The organism is Rhizobium sp. NFR07 (assembly GCF_900111905.1).
Classification (GTDB): Bacteria; Pseudomonadota; Alphaproteobacteria; order Rhizobiales; family Rhizobiaceae; genus Neorhizobium.
Genome location: NZ_FOKM01000007.1, coordinates 22,387 through 38,870, shown reverse-complemented (window position 1 = coordinate 38,870; position 16,484 = coordinate 22,387). Strand labels below are relative to the sequence as shown.

Annotated in this window: 14 protein-coding genes; 8 read left to right on the top strand and 6 right to left on the bottom strand. The window is 62.4% G+C overall.

Translation table 11 applies throughout. The features are described 5' to 3' along the window. Window positions 1-3 precede the first annotated feature (3 nt). Complete coding sequence (locus BM216_RS15790; RefSeq protein WP_093000168.1) at window positions 4-393, bottom strand: cupin domain-containing protein; 390 nt, start codon at window positions 391-393, stop codon at window positions 4-6. Between the two features lie 438 nt (window positions 394-831). Then, the gene (locus tag BM216_RS15785) at window positions 832-1,824 is read right to left on the bottom strand and encodes a hypothetical protein (protein ID WP_093000167.1); all 993 of its coding nucleotides are present in this window, start codon (window positions 1,822-1,824) and stop codon (window positions 832-834) included. Between the two features lie 107 nt (window positions 1,825-1,931). Between BM216_RS15785 and BM216_RS15780 the strand changes: the two genes are divergently transcribed. The 3 genes from BM216_RS15780 (at window position 1,932) to BM216_RS15770 (ending at window position 4,368) form a co-directional block, all read left to right on the top strand. Then, the gene (locus BM216_RS15780; RefSeq protein ID WP_093000166.1) at window positions 1,932-2,504 is read left to right on the top strand and encodes a nitroreductase family protein; all 573 of its coding nucleotides are present in this window, start codon (window positions 1,932-1,934) and stop codon (window positions 2,502-2,504) included. A gap of 12 nt (window positions 2,505-2,516) precedes the next feature. Next, entirely contained in the window at window positions 2,517-3,131 is a 615-nt protein-coding gene (locus tag BM216_RS15775) for a flavin reductase family protein (RefSeq protein WP_093000165.1), read from the top strand. A gap of 112 nt (window positions 3,132-3,243) precedes the next feature. Next, window positions 3,244-4,368 carry a DUF2336 domain-containing protein gene (locus BM216_RS15770; RefSeq protein ID WP_093000164.1) on the top strand — a complete coding sequence of 375 codons (1,125 nt, stop codon included), beginning with the start codon at window positions 3,244-3,246 and terminating at the stop codon, window positions 4,366-4,368. Window positions 4,369-4,386: 18 nt separating this feature from the next. Here the strand turns inward: BM216_RS15770 and BM216_RS15765 are convergent, their stop codons facing one another. Both BM216_RS15765 and BM216_RS15760 read right to left on the bottom strand, forming a co-directional pair. Beyond that, entirely contained in the window at window positions 4,387-4,851 is a 465-nt protein-coding gene (locus BM216_RS15765; RefSeq protein ID WP_093000163.1) for a hypothetical protein, read from the bottom strand. Window positions 4,852-4,949: 98 nt separating this feature from the next. Continuing rightward, window positions 4,950-6,167 carry an AI-2E family transporter gene (locus tag BM216_RS15760; protein WP_093000162.1) on the bottom strand — a complete coding sequence of 406 codons (1,218 nt, stop codon included), beginning with the start codon at window positions 6,165-6,167 and terminating at the stop codon, window positions 4,950-4,952. A 252-nt stretch (window positions 6,168-6,419) separates the two neighbouring features. On the opposite strand from BM216_RS15760, the gene BM216_RS15755 reads away from it, so the two are divergent. Beyond that, the gene (locus BM216_RS15755) at window positions 6,420-8,969 is read left to right on the top strand and encodes an HWE histidine kinase domain-containing protein (RefSeq protein ID WP_093000161.1); all 2,550 of its coding nucleotides are present in this window, start codon (window positions 6,420-6,422) and stop codon (window positions 8,967-8,969) included. On the opposite strand, the gene pdxY is transcribed toward BM216_RS15755, so the two are convergent. Next, window positions 8,966-9,814 carry a pyridoxal kinase PdxY gene (pdxY, locus tag BM216_RS15750; protein ID WP_093000160.1) on the bottom strand — a complete coding sequence of 283 codons (849 nt, stop codon included), beginning with the start codon at window positions 9,812-9,814 and terminating at the stop codon, window positions 8,966-8,968. The genes BM216_RS15755 and pdxY overlap by 4 nt on opposite strands. Before the next feature lie 81 nt (window positions 9,815-9,895). Then, window positions 9,896-11,971, bottom strand: coding sequence for a DNA topoisomerase IV subunit B (gene parE, locus BM216_RS15745; RefSeq protein WP_093000159.1), 2,076 nt, complete (start codon window positions 11,969-11,971; stop codon window positions 9,896-9,898). Window positions 11,972-12,167: 196 nt separating this feature from the next. Between parE and BM216_RS15740 the strand changes: the two genes are divergently transcribed. The 4 genes from BM216_RS15740 to BM216_RS15725 all read left to right on the top strand — a co-directional run bounded on the left by BM216_RS15740 (window position 12,168) and on the right by BM216_RS15725 (window position 16,441). Further along, the gene (locus BM216_RS15740; RefSeq protein WP_093000158.1) at window positions 12,168-13,055 is read left to right on the top strand and encodes an alpha/beta hydrolase; all 888 of its coding nucleotides are present in this window, start codon (window positions 12,168-12,170) and stop codon (window positions 13,053-13,055) included. Between the two features lie 247 nt (window positions 13,056-13,302). Next, complete coding sequence (gene tpiA / locus BM216_RS15735) at window positions 13,303-14,082, top strand: triose-phosphate isomerase (protein WP_093000157.1); 780 nt, start codon at window positions 13,303-13,305, stop codon at window positions 14,080-14,082. Between the two features lie 84 nt (window positions 14,083-14,166). Beyond that, on the top strand, window positions 14,167-14,676 hold the full coding sequence (secG, locus tag BM216_RS15730; RefSeq protein WP_093000156.1) for a preprotein translocase subunit SecG: 510 nt from the start codon (window positions 14,167-14,169) through the stop codon (window positions 14,674-14,676). Window positions 14,677-14,812: 136 nt separating this feature from the next. Continuing rightward, a complete protein-coding gene (locus tag BM216_RS15725) occupies window positions 14,813-16,441 on the top strand; it encodes a CTP synthase (RefSeq protein WP_177230806.1) in 1,629 nt (542 codons plus the stop codon). Window positions 16,442-16,484 lie beyond the last annotated feature (43 nt).

Here is a 16,484-nt window from a genome sequence, read left to right as displayed (position 1 = left end):
TCTTCAGTCCAAGTCCGTCTGTATCCAGCGCGTCGAGTGATGGATATCGATCGTCTGCAGCCGTCCGGGTCCGAGGTTCTCGAACCGGTGCGGTACGCCGGCAGGACCTAAGACCGCTTCGCCGACGCCAGCCTCGATCACGTCGTCACCAACGAAGAACCGCGCTCTGCCCGCGATGACGACGAATGTCTCGTCATAGGGATGGACATGCAGTTTCGGACCTTGCCCCGGCGTGTCATTGCCATAGGCGAGCACCGTGACCGGCCCGTTGATGACCTCGCCGAAGAGCGACCCGCGCCAGGCGCCTTGCTTCTCGGGATCGAAGACCATGCCTTTGGCGGCGGGGCGTCCGTCGGGCGTCACGGTTTCGGGGTCGAAGTCTCTCCGGGTCACAGGCGTCCCTCCCTCCAAGGTCATAACTTACTTCAATCTTGCGTCTCTCTTACTACTCACGCCCAGCGGCAGACGACACCCTACGAGGGATGTCTCCGTGCGAACGACCAAGTGCGCATGACTCCAAATATCAGTAGGAAAATGACGCAATTAGCGAAAAATCCCGAAAGAGTAACAACGCAAAATTCAACGGCTCCAGAAGGGATAGAACGAACCAGCTTGAATAATCCGCTTAAGATCAGCGCAAGAGCCGCCAACACTGCCACAATGGCAGCTGCTCGCCGAAGTGGATCAGTCCAGCGATAAACAAGCCACACACAAACCGCTGTCGCGAGTATTCTTAGAGGATTGAATATTTCAGCGATTGCGATCGCGATACCGAAAATGAGCATTTCACACCGCTTACAAGCCTGAGGACGGGCATGAAGGTCGGAAGTTTCAATCCTGCGGTGCCACCGCTGCGGTTTCGCCGGAATTGCGCGGGTTGCGCATCAGCACCTCGACATCCGAATTGCGGCCGGCCTTCACGCTGAATTCGCGCTGGTAGATCTTGTCCTTGTTGCGGGCGACCGCGAGGTAATTGCCTTCGGACAGGACCATGGTGGAGAAAGCGCTGACGCTTTCGTTGACCACGTCGCCGGCTTCGGTCAGAACCGACCATGCAGTATCGGCAATCGCTTCGCCGCCGGGCTGGGAGACGAGCTTGAGGGTGATCTGGGCGGCCTTGTGCTGCAGCACCGCCTGGGTGAGCTTGCCGGCCTCGACCTGGATGTCGGCGCGCACGACGGCGTTGATATCGCCGTATTCGGACACGACGTGATAGGTGCCGGCGTTGAGGCGGACGATCGTGTTCGGCTTCACATCGGCCATCACCAGCGCCCGGTCGCCGTTTTCACGCATGTCGGACGAATAGATCGAGAAGCTCAGCTGGCCTGCGGGAATACGCTGGTCGGTTCCGGCCACGGCATTGAGCAGGAAGCCGCCGGCATCGAGAACAAGCGTCTGTTCCTTGACGTCGCCACTTTCCGGAACGGTCACCTTCTTGGTGATGCCCGCACGACCGAAGGCGACGTTGACGAAATAGTCACCGGGCGCCAGCTGGAAATCCGCAGAGCCGCCGTCGGAGCTTGCCACGAGCGGCAGCTTGCCGTCTTCGCCCGCGATCGGGCTGAACACCCGCCAGGCAAGCCCGTCCTGCATCGGATCGCCGTCGCTGGTCAGCTTGGCGGCAAAGCGGACATCCTTTGCCACGGCCGCCTTGGGAAGGATCGCCGTCGGCGAAAAGGCGTTGAGCTTCGGCATTTTCGTGGTGCTGTCGAGCTGTCGGAAACTCTTGAACGCGTCGCCGTCCTGCGCATGACCGGTAGCGGCCAGGAGAAGCAGGATTGCCTTTGCGGAGAGCATGCGGCGGGCGAGAGAGATGCCTGACATTCTATGAACCGGTTGACTCTTGTTTTACGACTGGTCACTTGAAACGCATGGCAAAGGCAATTTCAAGGCCTCATCCTACCACACCCCACCGAATGAAAGCTTCCGACATGAATAAGGACGTAAAGCTGATCGATTACCTGCGTGAACGCCACTCTACCCCCGTCGCGCAGATCAAGGGTCCTGGTCCGGAAGAGGCGGAACTCGAAGAGATTCTCACATCAGCCGTGCGCGTACCTGACCATGGCAAGATCGCCCCCTGGCGCCTGGTCGTCTATCGCGGCGACGTGTGCAGAACGCTGGGTGAAAAATTTTTGGAGCTGGCGCTCGAGCAGAACCCCGACATGACGGATGCGGCGAAGGCGGCGGAACTCGCCCGCTTCACCCGCGCGCCGATCGTCGTCGGCGTCATCAGCACCGCCGCTCCGCATGCGAAGATCCCGGAATGGGAACAGGTTCTGTCGTCCGGCGCGGTGTGCCTCAACATGCTGATGGCCTGCGAAGCGCGCGGTTATGTCGCCAACTGGCGCACCGAATGGGTTGCCTACGATACTAAGGCGCTCGCCGCCCTCGGCGTGAAGGAAGGCGAGAAGGTCGCCGGGTTCGTCCATATCGGATCCAGCGATTTTCCGACGCCCGACCGGCCGCGTCCGCAGCTTTCCGACATCCTGACCTACGCGTAAGGGCTCATCCGCATGTTCTACCGGACGGACACGAATGATCACGGCATGGCGCATGATCCCTTCAAGGCGATCGTGGCGCCGCGCCCGATCGGCTGGATCGGCACGAAGGGCAGGGACGGTTCGCTCAATCTGTCTCCCTATTCCTTCTTCAACATCGTGTCGGACAAGCCGAAACTGGTGATGTTCTCGTCCTCCGGACGCAAGCACAGCCTGCGGAACGCGGAGGAGACCGGCGTCTTCACTGCGAGCCTCGCAAGCCGTCATCTGGCCGACCGGATGAACGCCTCCTCGGCGCCGGTCGACTACGGCGTCAACGAGTTCGACCTTGCCGAACTGACGGCGAAAATGGGCGAAATCGTCGACGCCCCCTATGTGGCGGAGGCCTATACGGCGCTCGAATGCCGGCTGACCGAGATTATCCAGCCGAAGGGTCTCGATGGCGAGGGCGCCGAATCCTACATGGTCTTCGGCCAGGTGGTCGGAATCCACATTAGCGAGGAGATCATCCGCGACGGGCGAATCGCCATGGAACTCGCTCGCCCCATGGGTCGAATGGGCTATCGCGACTATACCGATGGTGGTGAAAACGTCTTCGAACTGGATCGCCCGGGCGTCAAGCGGCAGTAAAACGAGCCGGATCACAAGGTTAAAGAACATGGTGAACCAATTTTAACCTTTGCTGCCTAATGTTCCCCTCAACCGGTCGAGATTAGACCGGCCAAGGGTTCAGAGGCGCATTGTGATCGTACAGGCATTCCTACGTTGGGCAGAGACGGCACGAACCAGTGACCGGTCGCGGGCTGCGGGCGCGCTCGCACGCGCCTATCTCCAATCCGACATGGGTTCGGAGGAGCACCGCGCCGCCGGCATGGCGATGACCTATCTGCTCGATGACCCGTCGCCGAAGGTCAGGCTTGCGCTGGCCGAGGCGCTTGCCTTGTCGCCCGAAGCGCCGCGCGCAATCGTGCTGGCACTGGCGGAAGACCAGCCGGAAATCGCCTGCACGGTGATTGCCATGTCGCCGGTTCTGCGTGATGCCGATCTCGTCGATCTGGCCGGTCGCGGCCATGCCTTCACCCGCGGACTGATCGCCGCACGGCCGGGCCTCGGCCGCAGTGCCGCCGCCGCCATCGCCGAGATCGGCGAGGAGGCGGAGATCGGACTGCTTCTTGAAAATGAAACGGCCTCGATCAGCCGGCTGTCGCTTCGCCGCATGGCGGAACGGTTCGGCCATGTCGCGGGCATTCGCCACCTGCTGCTGCAGAACGGGTCACTGCCCGGCGACGCGCGGCATATCCTGGTGGCACAGATCAGCGCTGCGCTGGCCGGTTCCGGCCTCATCCAGGCGACGATCAGCCGTGGCCGGATAGAGGTCCTGACGCGTGAGGCCGGCGACGAAGCCGCGATTGCAATTGCAGGATCGGTTTCCCATGACGAGATCGAGCCGTTGGTCGAGCATCTGCGCGTCACCAACCGGCTGACGCCGGCGCTCCTCATCCATGCGCTGTGCGGCGGCAAGGTGGATTTCTTCGCCTGCGCCATCGTTTCCCTCGTCAATCTCGACGAGCGACGCGTTAGGGCGATACTGGCGACCGGCAGGATCCATGCTGTGCGGGCGCTTTTCGAAGCCGCCGGCATCGGCCGGGATATCGTCGCGGTTTTCGTCGAGGCGGTCTTCCAGTGGCGACGGATGGCGGCCCATGGCGGACCTGAGACCTGCTACCTCGCGCTGATCGAAGCCTTCGGCAGCCGGGAAAGCGGAACGCCGATCGGCGAGCTGATCGAGATGATCGAGCAGTTGCATCGCAGCGAGTTGCGCCGCCATGCCCGCTCCTATGCCAGCGATATTTCGCTGGTCGCCTGACTGACGGCTGACGGGCTTCTATCGCTCGAACCTGCGGGCCACCCAGGAATAACCGTCTTCCACGAGGCGCACGGGCTTCACCATCAAGGTTTTCACGCCTTCCGTCGTCGGCAGCACGTTGCGGACGCGCTGGATGGCGCGACCTGCCAACGTCTCGGCTTCCTCGGGGCTTACCTGCTCGGTGATGGGGGCGGGGGTTGCCTGCTCCGCACTCGCTGATTCCGTCGTCGTTTCCTGCGGTCGGATTTCGGGCACAGTTGTTGCCTGAGCCGTGGCCTCCTTAATGCCTGCCGCCTGCGGGTTCTGGCAGACGGAAATCAGCACGGGGTAGGGCTGGTTGGCATAGGTGGGCAGATGGTCTTCCGAAACCGCATCGCACATGGCAACGGTCGGCCAGCGCTCGCTTGCGGTCGCGATATAGTGGCAATCGGTACCGCTGTCATTGCAGCCGAGTATGGTCATGACGACGAGGGCGGCGTTCATCTGGCTCTCCGTTCTGTTTACGGCAGCCTATAGCAAAGATCGTGGCCCGATGAAGGCCATCGGCACCCCGCCTTGATGAACACTTGAGGCAGGTCCTGTCAGGGGGCTGAAACCTTGCGCGATGCCGGCAGGTCGTCCGTCATCTCTGGCGAGCCCGGCAGGATAAGCTGCTCGGATGGCGGCGGCTCCGACTGCTCGGCGACCTTCGCCTCGCGAATCCATTCGCGCCAGATGGAGACGAGCAGCGCCATCAGCACCGGGCCGATGAACAGTCCGAGGAAACCCATCGTCTTCACGCCGCCGACCAGGCCGAAGAATGTCGGCAGGAAAGGCAGCTTGATCGGACCGCCCACGAGGCGTGGACGCAAGGTCTTGTCGACGATGAAGAGTTCAACCGTGCCCCAGACGAACAGGCCGATGCCGGCGACATAGGCACCGTTGGCGACGAGATAGACGGATACGAGCGTGAACGAGAGCGGGGCACCGCCCGGGATCAAAGCCATAATGCCGGTGATCACGCCGAGCGTGACGGGGGAGGGAACGCCGGCGATCCAGTAGGCGACGCCGAGCACGATGCCTTCGCCGATGGCGATGAGGGTCATGCCGGTTACGGTGGAGCTGATCGTGGCAGGGACGACGCGGGAGATACGCTCCCAGCGGCCCGGCAGGATGCGTTCGCCGAGCGAATCGATCTGCCTGCTGAACGAGGCGCCGTCGCGATAGACAAAGAACAGGGCGATCAGCATGAAGAGCAGGGTCAGGAGCAGGTGGAAGGCTCCATTGCCGGCGGCGACCACGGCGCGGTAGATGTTGCCGATATTGGCACCGCTGACCAGCTGGATCAGCTCACCGATGGCTCCCGGCGAACCGACATGCGTCGTCCACTGCGTGCCGAGCCATTCACCTGCCCAGGGCAGGCCGCCAATCCAGGCCGGCGGCGGGGCGCCGAACTTGTTGACCTCGACTGCCCAGCCGATCCACTGGCGGACCTCCTCGGCGGTGTAGCTGATCGCAACACCGATCGGGACGATCAGGAACGTCAGGATGAAGATGATGGCGAGCGTCGCGCCGATCGTGGTGTTGCCGCCGGTACGGCGCAGCAATTCACGATAGAGGGGCCAGCTTGCAAACCCGATCACCAGCGCGGCGAGGACCGGCACGAGGAAGCCGTGAAAGAAATAGATGCCTGCGGCAACGACAAGGACGAGTAGCCAGCGTGCGGCCGAAATCGGGGGCACAAGCGCTATGCGGCTGGGCGTCACGGGCCCGAGCCAACGCGGTTCATTGGTACTGTTGCGGTTGCTGCTACGGCTCACTTCAAGTCCTTGCTCAAAACCTTGACGTTATATGGCCTTCCGACGGGCCGGAAACAAGCGTCGCATCGATTCATTAAAGCGTGGCTTACTCGCTTGCGGTAACTGCTAGATGCGATAGAAATATGAAATTGCCAAACGGCAAGGCCGCTCCATTTACATGAGCTGAGTTTAAACTTCCCGGTGCCGGCGGACGGTCGAGCGGGAAACGGGAGGGTCCGCGCCAGTTGGGCGGGGATCTTCAAGGACGGATTGATGCCCCAGACAGAAGCGGTCGACCTCAACAACTGTGACCGCGAACCCATCCACATTCCAGGCGCGATCCAACCCCATGGCTGCCTTCTGGTCTGCGACGGCTCCGGCTCCGTCATCCTGCAGCACTCGGAAAATCTGTCCGACATACTCGGCGTCGAGACCGACGTTATCGGCAAGCGGCTGGAAGAGGTGCTCGGCGGCCAGATCGCCCACTCGCTCCGCAATGCGCTGGCGACATCGGACGACCCGGCTCGCCCGGCATTGCGGCATGGCCTGAAACTCGCGTCTGACCGCACGGTCGACGTCGCCCTGCACCGATTCGATTCCAAGGTCATCATGGAATTCGAACCAGCCTCGATCGACAACGACCAGCCGCTGGAAGTGGCCCGCATGCTGGTCAGCCGCATCCGCAACGTCACCAGTCTCGACCGGCTGGTCGAGAGCGCAACGCGGCTGATGTATGCGATGCTCGGTTATGACCGCGTCATGGTCTACCGTTTCGAGCAGGACGGCTCCGGCAAGGTGATCAGCGAATACAAGCGCCGCGATCTGGAAAGCTTTCGCGGCCAGTATTTCCCGGCCGGCGACATCCCGAAACAGGCGCGCGCCCTCTACATCAAGAACACCATCCGGGTCATCTGCGACGTGGACTACCAGCGCATTCCGATGGTCCCGGAACTGGACGAGGACCAGCAGCCGCTAGACCTCTCCTTCGCGCATCTGCGCAGCGTTTCGCCGATCCATTGCGAATATCTCCGCAACATGGGCGTCGGCGCCTCCATGTCGATCTCCATCGTGCTCGACGGCGAATTATGGGGCTTGATTTCCTGCCACCATTATTCGCCCAAGGTGCTCTCCATGCCCCAGCGCGTGGCCGCCGAGACATTCGGGGAATTCTTCTCGCTGCATCTGTCTGCTCTCAAGCAGAAGGAACTGCACGAGACAGCCAAGCAGGCACGCCGCTCGCTCGACCGCTTCCTGCAGGAAGCCTCGCATCACCGGGATATCAGCGCGCTCTTGCGCAGCTCGCTGCATGATTTTGCAGCGATGGTCCCCTGCGACGGCGTCGGCCTCTGGCTCGACGGGGTCTGGACCGGAGAAGGTGCGGCACCGCCTGCAACTATCGTCGCCGAATTGTCGGAGGCGGTCGGACAGGTCTATGGCGGCCGCATCTGGTCGACCTTCCAGCTTTCGCAGTCTTTGCCGCAGGTCGCCGTTTCGCCGGACGACGCCTGTGGCGTCCTCGCCATCCCCCTGTCGCAACGCCCGCGCGACTATCTTTTCTTCTTCCGCAAGGAAGTGGTGCAGACGCTGGACTGGGCCGGCAATCCGGACAAATCCTATTCGACCGGCCCGATGGGCGACCGGCTGACACCGCGCAAGAGCTTTGCGATCTGGAAGGAAACCGTCAGGCTCCAGGCGCAACCCTGGACCGATGGCGACCGGGAAACGGCCGAAGCGATCCGCGCCGTGCTGGTGGAAATCGTGCTGCACCACAACGAATTGCTGGCCGACGAACGCGGCAAGGCGGATGTGCGCCAGCGGATGCTGAACGAGGAACTGAACCACCGGGTCAAGAACATCCTCGCCATCATCAAGGCGCTGGTCGGCCACCCGGTCGAGAGCGGCCGGAGCATTACGGACTATGTCGGTTCGCTCAAGGGGCGCATCCAGGCGCTCGCCTTTGCCCACGACCAGGTCGTGCGAGGCGGCGACGGCGGCTTTCTGCAGGAACTGCTGGAGGCGGAACTTCGACCCTACATGGAGGGTACCCGGTCGGTGACACTGGACGGACCACGGGTGTGGCTGGACAGCCGCGCCTTTTCCGTCATGGCGCTGGTGCTGCATGAAATGTCGACCAATGCCGCCAAATACGGCCCGCTTTCTGTCGCAGGCGGCAGGCTCGATGTCCTCTGGACGCGCACTGCCGACGGTTCCTGCGAGCTTTCATGGACGGAACGCGGCGGTCCACCGGCAAAGGCACCGAGCCGGACCGGTTTCGGCAGCGTCCTGATCAGCCGAAGCATCCCGTATGAACTGGAAGGCGAGGCAAATGTCGACTATCCGGCGGAGGGTGTCCGGGCCCGCTTCGTCGTGCCGGCAAAGCACCTGCATACGGAGGAGGAAACCGAGACGTTGCAGACCTCCGACGTCGAACCGGTCGACGAGCAGCCCGCAAGCCTGCCGCCGCTTGCCGAGCTGGAATTGCTTTTTGTGGAAGACCAGATGCTGATTGCCGCGGATGTCGAGGCGATGCTCGCCGACCACGGCATCACCAAGGTGACGACCGCGCCCTCCGTCGCCGAGGCGATGCGGCGGCTCAAGATTTTCACGCCGAATGCGGCAATCCTGGACGTCAATCTCGGGGCAGGGACGTCGCTTCCGATCGCCGAGGAACTTGCAAACCGCGGCGTGCCTTTCCTTTTCGCCACCGGCTACAGCGACCGCTCGATCATTCCGCCGCATCTCGCAGCACCAATCGTCCGCAAGCCCTATGAGGCAGCGACCCTGATCGCGGCCTTGACGAAACTGCTGGAGAGCCGCGGTTAAACCGCGACCACGTCGAGCGGTGCTGGGTTCACGAAATCGTCCTGCGCGGCGATCATGTTGAGTTCGCGCCGGCCGGCGGCCAATGTCTTCTCGAACAGGGCGAAGACGCTTGATGCGGTCTTCGACAGCGCTTCGCCCAGCGGCGCGCCCGACACGATGTGACCGAGGAAAAGCGCCGAGGTGCAGTCGCCGGCGCCGTTAGGAGCCGGATCCATCATCAGCCGCGGGGTCGTGACCAGGAACTGCTCGCCGGATTTCGCCGATGCCAGCATCTGGATCTCGTCATCGCGGGTGCCGTCGTGGATCAGCGAGGTGAGGAGCACGATCTCGGGGCCCATCTCGTGGGCCATCCGACAGGCCGCCTTTGCATCGTCGAGCGTCAGGATCTGGCGGCCGGCGAGATATTCCAGTTCGAACTGGTTGGGCGTGATGATGGAGGCGCGGGCCAGCGCCTTCTGCCTGAAATAGTCGGGAATGCCCGGCCGGACGAAGAAGCCGCGGCCGACATCGCCCATGACCGGATCGCAGAGCCAGCGGACGCCTTTCGGCAGCCGGTCCAGCACCGAAAGAATGATATCGCCGATCGCCGGGTCGCCGAGATAGCCGGTCAAAAGCGCATCCATCTTCTCCAGCGCGCCGACGCTTTCCAGGCCGTCGAGGACGTTCTCGATATGCGCTGCGGTGAAAACCTCGCCGGTCCATTTCTGGTAGCCGGTATGGTTGGAAAACTGCACCGTGTTGATGACGGAGACTTCATGGCCGAGCCGCTGCAGCGGCAGGGTGGCGGCACGGTTGCCGACATAGCCATAGGCGACATGGGACTGGATGGAGAGGATCTGTTTCATGGCCGTGACATGCTTTGCTTGCGGAAAATCACTTCCAGCGGTGAAGCACGCCGCGCGGGGCCTTGCAATCCTCTCCTCCGATTAAATGTCCAGATTGTCGGCGAAGGCTGCGCGTTCCTGAATGAAACGGAAACGCGCATCGGCCTTGGTGCCCATCAGGTTGTCGACGGCCTCGCGGGTGCCCTCGAAATCCACCTCGTCGATACCGACGCGCAGAAGCGTGCGCTTTTCCGGATCCATGGTGGTTTCCTTGAGCTGCGACGCCATCATCTCGCCCAGGCCTTTGAAGCGGCCGATCTCGACCTTCTTGCCCTTGAATGTGGTTTCCATCAGTTCGGCACGGTGGGCGTCGTCGCGGGCATAGACGGTCTTGCCGCCCTGACGGATGACATAGAGCGGCGGCACCGCGAGATAGAGATGGTTGCCGCGGATCAGTTCCGGCATTTCCTGATAGAAGAAGGTGATCAGCAGCGAGGCGATATGGGCGCCGTCGACGTCGGCATCGGTCATGATGATGACGCGCTCGTAGCGAAGGTCTTCCTCGCGGTACTTCGTCCGCGTGCCGCAGCCCAGCGCCTGCACCAGATCGGCGATCTGCTGGTTGGCGGAGAGCTTTTCGCGGCTGGCCGAACCGACGTTCAGGATTTTCCCGCGCAATGGAAGAATGGCCTGGTTCTGGCGGTTGCGGCCCTGCTTGGCCGAGCCACCTGCCGAGTCACCCTCGACGATGAAGAGCTCGGCGCCTTCCGCGGTATTCTGCGAGCAGTCGGCCAGCTTGCCGGGCAGGCGAAGCTTGCGCACCGCCGTCTTGCGGTTGACTTCCTTTTCCTTGCGGCGACGCAGGCGCTCTTCTGCGCGCTCGATCACCCATTCAAGCAGCTTGGCCGCTTCGTGCGGGTTGCCGGCGAGATAGTGGTCGAAGGGATCGCGCAGCGCGTTTTCGACGAGGCGCTGGGCCTCAACGGTCGCGAGCTTGTCCTTGGTCTGGCCGACGAATTCAGGTTCGCGGATGAAGACCGAGAGCATGCCTACGGCGGAGATCATCACGTCATCCGTGGTGATTTCCTTGGCGCGCTTGTTCTGCGTCAGCTCGGCATAGTTCTTCAGGCCCTTGGTCAGGGCGATGCGTAGGCCGGCCTCGTGGGTACCGCCTTCGGGCGTCGGGATGGTGTTACAATAGGAATGGACCTGCGGATCGCCGCCATACCAGGTGATCGCCCATTCCATCGCGCCATGGCCACCGGTCTTGTCGGTGCGGCCGGCGAAGATTTCGCGGGTGACGGTAAAGTCCTTGCCGAGCGTGGCCGACAGGTAATCCTTCAGACCACCGGGGAAGTGGAAGACGGCCTTTTCAGGAATCTCGCCACCCTCGGGTACGACGCCCGGATCGCAGCTCCAGCGGATCTCGACGCCGCCGAAGAGATAGGCCTTGGAGCGGGCCATACGGAAGATGCGACCGGCATCGAATTTCGCATGCTCGCCAAAGATCTGCGGATCGGGATGGAAGCGGACGCGGGTGCCGCGGCGGTTATGTACGTCGCCCAGTTCCTGCAGCCCACCCTGCGGCACGCCGCGGGAGAAGGTCTGGCGGTAGAGCTTACGATTGCGGGCGACCTCGACTTCGAGAAGATCCGACAATGCGTTGACGACGGAGACGCCGACGCCGTGGAGACCGCCTGAGGTCTCGTAGGCCTTGCCGTCGAACTTGCCGCCGGCATGGAGCTTGGTCATGATGACTTCGAGGGTCGACTTGCCGGGAACCTGCGGGTGGTTTTCGACCGGGATACCGCGGCCGTTGTCGCTGACGGTCAGGAAGCCTTCGAGATCGAGGTGGACCTCGATGAAATTGGCGTGGCCGGCAACCGCTTCGTCCATCGAATTGTCGATGACTTCGGCGAACAGGTGGTGCAGCGCCTTCTCGTCGGTGCCGCCGATATACATGCCGGGACGCATACGCACCGGCTCGAGCCCCTCGAGGACGCGGATAGAGGAAGCGCCGTAGTCGTCACCTCCGGCTTGCGAGGGAGCGGCCGGGGCAGGGCGGGGTGTGGACGGTTCAGCCGTGATCGCCGGCGCAGGCTGCTGCGCAACCGGCTTTGCGGGTGCAGGCTCGGAATTGGCCGGCGCCGCGCCGAAAAGGTCGTTATCGTCGTCCATCTGGTCTTTCACTGCTGCCTGTCGAGGCGCCGAAGAGGAAGCCATACCCGTCTCATGTTGTTTCGAATCACTTGCGATTCTGCCAAAAAACCGGCTTTTTCGCGATGCCGTATACAATCGGCTTTGCTTGCCAGCAATGCTTGGCCAACCCGGCAATGGCAAGCTTCTACAGCGAAGGACCTAAATGAAACCCCGCATGTCCACAGTTCATTTCGTTTTCGGCACGCTTCTTGCCATCTCAATGTCATTCATCGGTGACGTCGCTTTCGCCCAGGAAGGGCCGGTAAAACCGTTCAAGGACGAGCTGTTTTCGCGCTTCAAGGTGATGGAGAGCGCCGATGGCGGCGCCTACAAGGTCGTCGACTATCAGGAGATGCGCGACATCAACGGTCGCGACAGCGAGCCGGAGCGGCGGGTCAAGAGCGCCTATGTGTCGCTCGGCGTGCGCCGGGCGCAGGAGAACGAGACGCTCTCCCTGTCCGGGCGCAAGGTCGACGTCACGCGGGTAGGGGATGCGCGGGGCGCGGCCTTTACCGTGATCTTCATCCATGGACGCGGCGGCGACCGGCGGCTCGGCGTCAACGACTATACATTCGGCGGCAATTTCAACCGGCTGAAAAACCTCGTGACCGCCAGTGGCGGCACCTATTATTCGCCGAGCGTTCGGTCCTTCGACGGTGATGGTGCGGCGGATATCGGCGCACTGATCCGCTACGCTTCGGAGCAATCCGGCGGCAAGCCGGTCTTTCTCGCCTGCGCCTCGATGGGCGGCATCATCTGCCAGAACGTGGCGCGCGATGCCCAGGCAGTGCGTGCGCTCGGCGGCATGATCCTGCTCGGCGGACCTCCCGATGCAGGACTCGCCGGCACGCCGCTCGCCAAGGCGAAGCTGCCGATCTATTTTGCTCATGGCAGCGCCGACAGCGTCTACAAGGCCGACGACCAGATCGGAATCTACCGCGGATTGCAGAGAAGCGGATATCCGACCCGCTTCACCCTGTTCAACACGGGCGGCCATGGAACCCCGATCAGGATGGTGGATTGGCGCGAAGTCCTCAATTTCGTGATAATTTCCCACAGATAAGGGAGATAATGGCAAACTCGGCTTCTGTGGCACCTCAAAACGATTGAATCATCGGCTGGCGTGTCCAGACCTGTGTTTTGAGCGTGCTGCCGACCGTCCATTGGCAGCGAGAGACCGAGCAAGCGCTTGATTTAAGTCCATTTTCCAGCGTACCAAGGATCAAGAGGGCAGTCGGGAGGCTGCCCATTTACACGCGGAGGTGGCGATCCTCCATTTGGATCGCAAGACGGAGAGGATAACACTGCCGATGACCCCAGATGTTCGCCCGCTGGTCGCTGGAAACTGGAAGATGAACGGCACGCGCCAGTCGCTGGGCGAGATCAAGGCGATGGCGGAAGGTGTGCTCGGGCCGCTGTCGGAACAAGTCGACACGCTGCTTTGCCCGCCGATGACGCTGCTTTATGTCGCGACCGCGCTCTGCACCGACAGCCCGCTGATGGTAGGGGCGCAGGATTGTCACCAGAAAACCTGTGGTGCCCATACGGGCGACATCTCGGCGGAGATGATCGCCGACTGCTTCGGCACCCACGTCATCGTCGGCCATTCTGAGCGGCGCACCGACCACGGCGAGACGGACCATATCGTCCGCGACAAGGCTTGCGCTGCGCATGAAGCAGAACTGACAGCGATCATCTGCATCGGCGAGACGGAAAACCAGCGAGACGCCTACGAGACGCTCGACGTGCTGCGCCGCCAGCTTCTCGGCTCCGTGCCGGAAGGGGCGACGGCTGAAAATACGGTGATCGCCTATGAACCGGTATGGGCGATCGGCTCCGGTGTCACGCCGACGAGCGAGGACGTTGCTGTGGCGCATGCCTTCATGCGCTCGGAGCTGATCCGCCGCTTCGGCGAGGAGGGAAAGATGATGCGTCTTCTCTATGGCGGATCGGTCAAGCCGGACAATGCCGCCAAGCTGATGAGCATCGACAATGTCGACGGCGCGCTGATCGGCGGCGCGAGCTTGAAAGCGGAAGACTTCCTCGCCATCTACGGCGTCTATGAGGGGCTGATTGCCGAAACCTTGTAATCAAGGCTTGGAAAGCGCGAAGGCCTCATGTAAAGACCCGCCAAACTCTTATTCGATGCCCCGCGCGGGGCAGGGACCCGATACATGCAGACCGTACTGATTGTCATTCATCTCATGATCGTGCTCGCCCTCGTCGGCGTTGTGCTTATCCAGCGTTCCGAAGGCGGCGGCCTCGGCATCGGCGGCGGCTCCGGCTTCATGTCGGCCCGCGGCACGGCCAATGCGCTGACCCGCACGACCGCCATCCTGGCAGCGCTGTTCTTCGTCACCTCGCTCGCGCTCGGCATCATGGCCCGCTACGGCGCGCAGCCGACGGACATCCTGAACCGTATTCCGCAGAGCCAGCAGGGTCAGGGCAACGGCATTCTCGACCAGCTCGGCCCGGCACCGGCCACGCCGCCGGCTCAGGCTCCGGCACAGCCGCAGTCCAGCAACGGCGTTCCGTCGGATTCCGGCGCCAGCGCTCCCGCCCAGGCTCCGGCAGCAGCACCTGCGCCGGCCGCAGGCGAAGCTCCTGCTGCGACGACACCCGCGGCCCCGGCTGCACCTGCCGCTCCGGCAGCGCCGTCGAACAGCGTTCCGACCGGCCAATAAGGGCCGCGTCAAGACTTTTAGCTCCGGCAGGCCAAAAGCCTGCCGGTTTTCTTTTGTGAAGATTCCACAGCCGTTTTAGCAAATGGCGAAATTTGTGCTGGCGGAATCGATAGTGAAAAGGTATCCGGTGACTCCCATGGCGCGATATGTATTCATCACAGGCGGCGTGGTTTCCTCCCTCGGAAAAGGAATTGCGGCCGCGGCCCTCGGAGCTCTGCTCCAGGCGAGGGGTTACCGGGTTCGGCTGAGGAAGCTCGATCCTTATCTCAACGTTGATCCGGGCACGATGAGCCCGACCCAGCACGGCGAGGTCTTCGTGACCGACGACGGCGCTGAGACGGACCTCGATCTCGGTCACTACGAGCGGTTCACGGGCCGTTCGGCGACCAAGACCGACAACATCACCACCGGTCGCATCTACAAGAACATCATCGACAAGGAACGCCGCGGCGATTATCTCGGCGCAACCGTTCAGGTCATTCCGCATGTGACGAACGAGATCAAGAATTTCGTCACCGAGGGCAATGACGACTACGACTTCGTTCTCTGCGAAGTCGGCGGTACGGTCGGTGACATCGAGGCGATGCCGTTCATGGAGGCGATCCGCCAGGTGAAGAACGACCTGCCACGCGGAACCGCCATCTATCTGCATCTGACGCTGATGCCCTACATCGCCGCAGCGGGCGAGCTGAAGACCAAGCCGACCCAGCATTCGGTCAAGGAACTGCAGGCGCTCGGCATCCATCCCGACATCCTGCTCGTTCGCGCCGATCGCGAGATCCCGGAAGCGGAACGCCGCAAGCTGTCGCTGTTCTGCAACGTGCGCCCGTCCGCAGTCATCCAGGCGCTCGACGTCGCCAACATCTACGACGTTCCGATCGCCTATCACAAGGAAGGCCTCGACAACGAGGTTCTGGCCGCCTTCGGCATCGAGCCGGCTCCGAAGCCGCGCCTCGACGCCTGGGAAGACGTTGCCAACCGCATCCGCACGCCGGAAGGCGAAGTGACGATCGCGATCGTCGGCAAGTATACGGGCCTCAAGGATGCCTACAAGTCGCTGATCGAGGCGCTGCATCACGGCGGCATCGCCAACCACGTCAAGGTCAATCTCGAGTGGATCGAATCGGAAGTCTTCGAGAAGGAAGACCCGGCCCCCTATCTCGAGAAGGTGCACGGCATTCTCGTTCCTGGCGGTTTCGGCGAGCGTGGTTCGGAAGGCAAGATCCTTGCCGCCCGTTTCGCCCGCGAGCGCGAAGTGCCGTATTTCGGCATCTGCTTCGGCATGCAGATGGCGGTCGTGGAAGCGGCCCGCAATCTCGCCGGCATCGAGAACGCATCCTCGACCGAGTTCGGCCCGGCCAAGGAGCCGGTCGTCGGCCTGATGACCGAATGGGTCAAGGGCAATGCGCTGGAGAAGCGCGCGGCAGCCGGCGATATGGGCGGCACGATGCGCCTCGGCGCCTATGACGCGAGCCTGAAGAAGGACACCAAGATCGCCGAGATCTACGGTTCTACCGATATCTCGGAGCGTCACCGTCACCGCTACGAAGTCAATATCGACTACAAGGATCGGCTGGAAAATTGCGGCCTCGTCTTCTCCGGCATGTCGCCGGACGGCGTTCTGCCGGAAACGATCGAGTATCCCGACCATCCGTGGTTCATCGGCGTCCAGTACCACCCGGAACTGAAGAGCCGTCCGCTCGATCCGCATCCGCTCTTCGCCAGCTTCATCGAAGCGGCACTCGAACAGAGCCGCCTCGTTTAAGGGCACTTCGAATACAGCACTTCAAGGACCCGGCCTCGGCCGG

Coding starts and splice junctions, on each gene's coding strand:
- BM216_RS15785 (WP_093000167.1), bottom strand. CDS start 1,824: ATGTCAGGCATCTCTCTCGCCCGCCGCATGCTCTCCGCAAAGGCAATC.
- BM216_RS15780 (WP_093000166.1), top strand. CDS start 1,932: ATGAATAAGGACGTAAAGCTGATCGATTACCTGCGTGAACGCCACTCT.
- BM216_RS15775 (WP_093000165.1), top strand. CDS start 2,517: ATGTTCTACCGGACGGACACGAATGATCACGGCATGGCGCATGATCCC.
- BM216_RS15765 (WP_093000163.1), bottom strand. CDS start 4,851: ATGAACGCCGCCCTCGTCGTCATGACCATACTCGGCTGCAATGACAGC.
- BM216_RS15755 (WP_093000161.1), top strand. CDS start 6,420: ATGCCCCAGACAGAAGCGGTCGACCTCAACAACTGTGACCGCGAACCC.
- pdxY (WP_093000160.1), bottom strand. CDS start 9,814: ATGAAACAGATCCTCTCCATCCAGTCCCATGTCGCCTATGGCTATGTC.
- parE (WP_093000159.1), bottom strand. CDS start 11,971: ATGGACGACGATAACGACCTTTTCGGCGCGGCGCCGGCCAATTCCGAG.
- BM216_RS15740 (WP_093000158.1), top strand. CDS start 12,168: ATGTCCACAGTTCATTTCGTTTTCGGCACGCTTCTTGCCATCTCAATG.
- tpiA (WP_093000157.1), top strand. CDS start 13,303: ATGACCCCAGATGTTCGCCCGCTGGTCGCTGGAAACTGGAAGATGAAC.
- secG (WP_093000156.1), top strand. CDS start 14,167: ATGCAGACCGTACTGATTGTCATTCATCTCATGATCGTGCTCGCCCTC.
- BM216_RS15725 (WP_177230806.1), top strand. CDS start 14,813: ATGGCGCGATATGTATTCATCACAGGCGGCGTGGTTTCCTCCCTCGGA.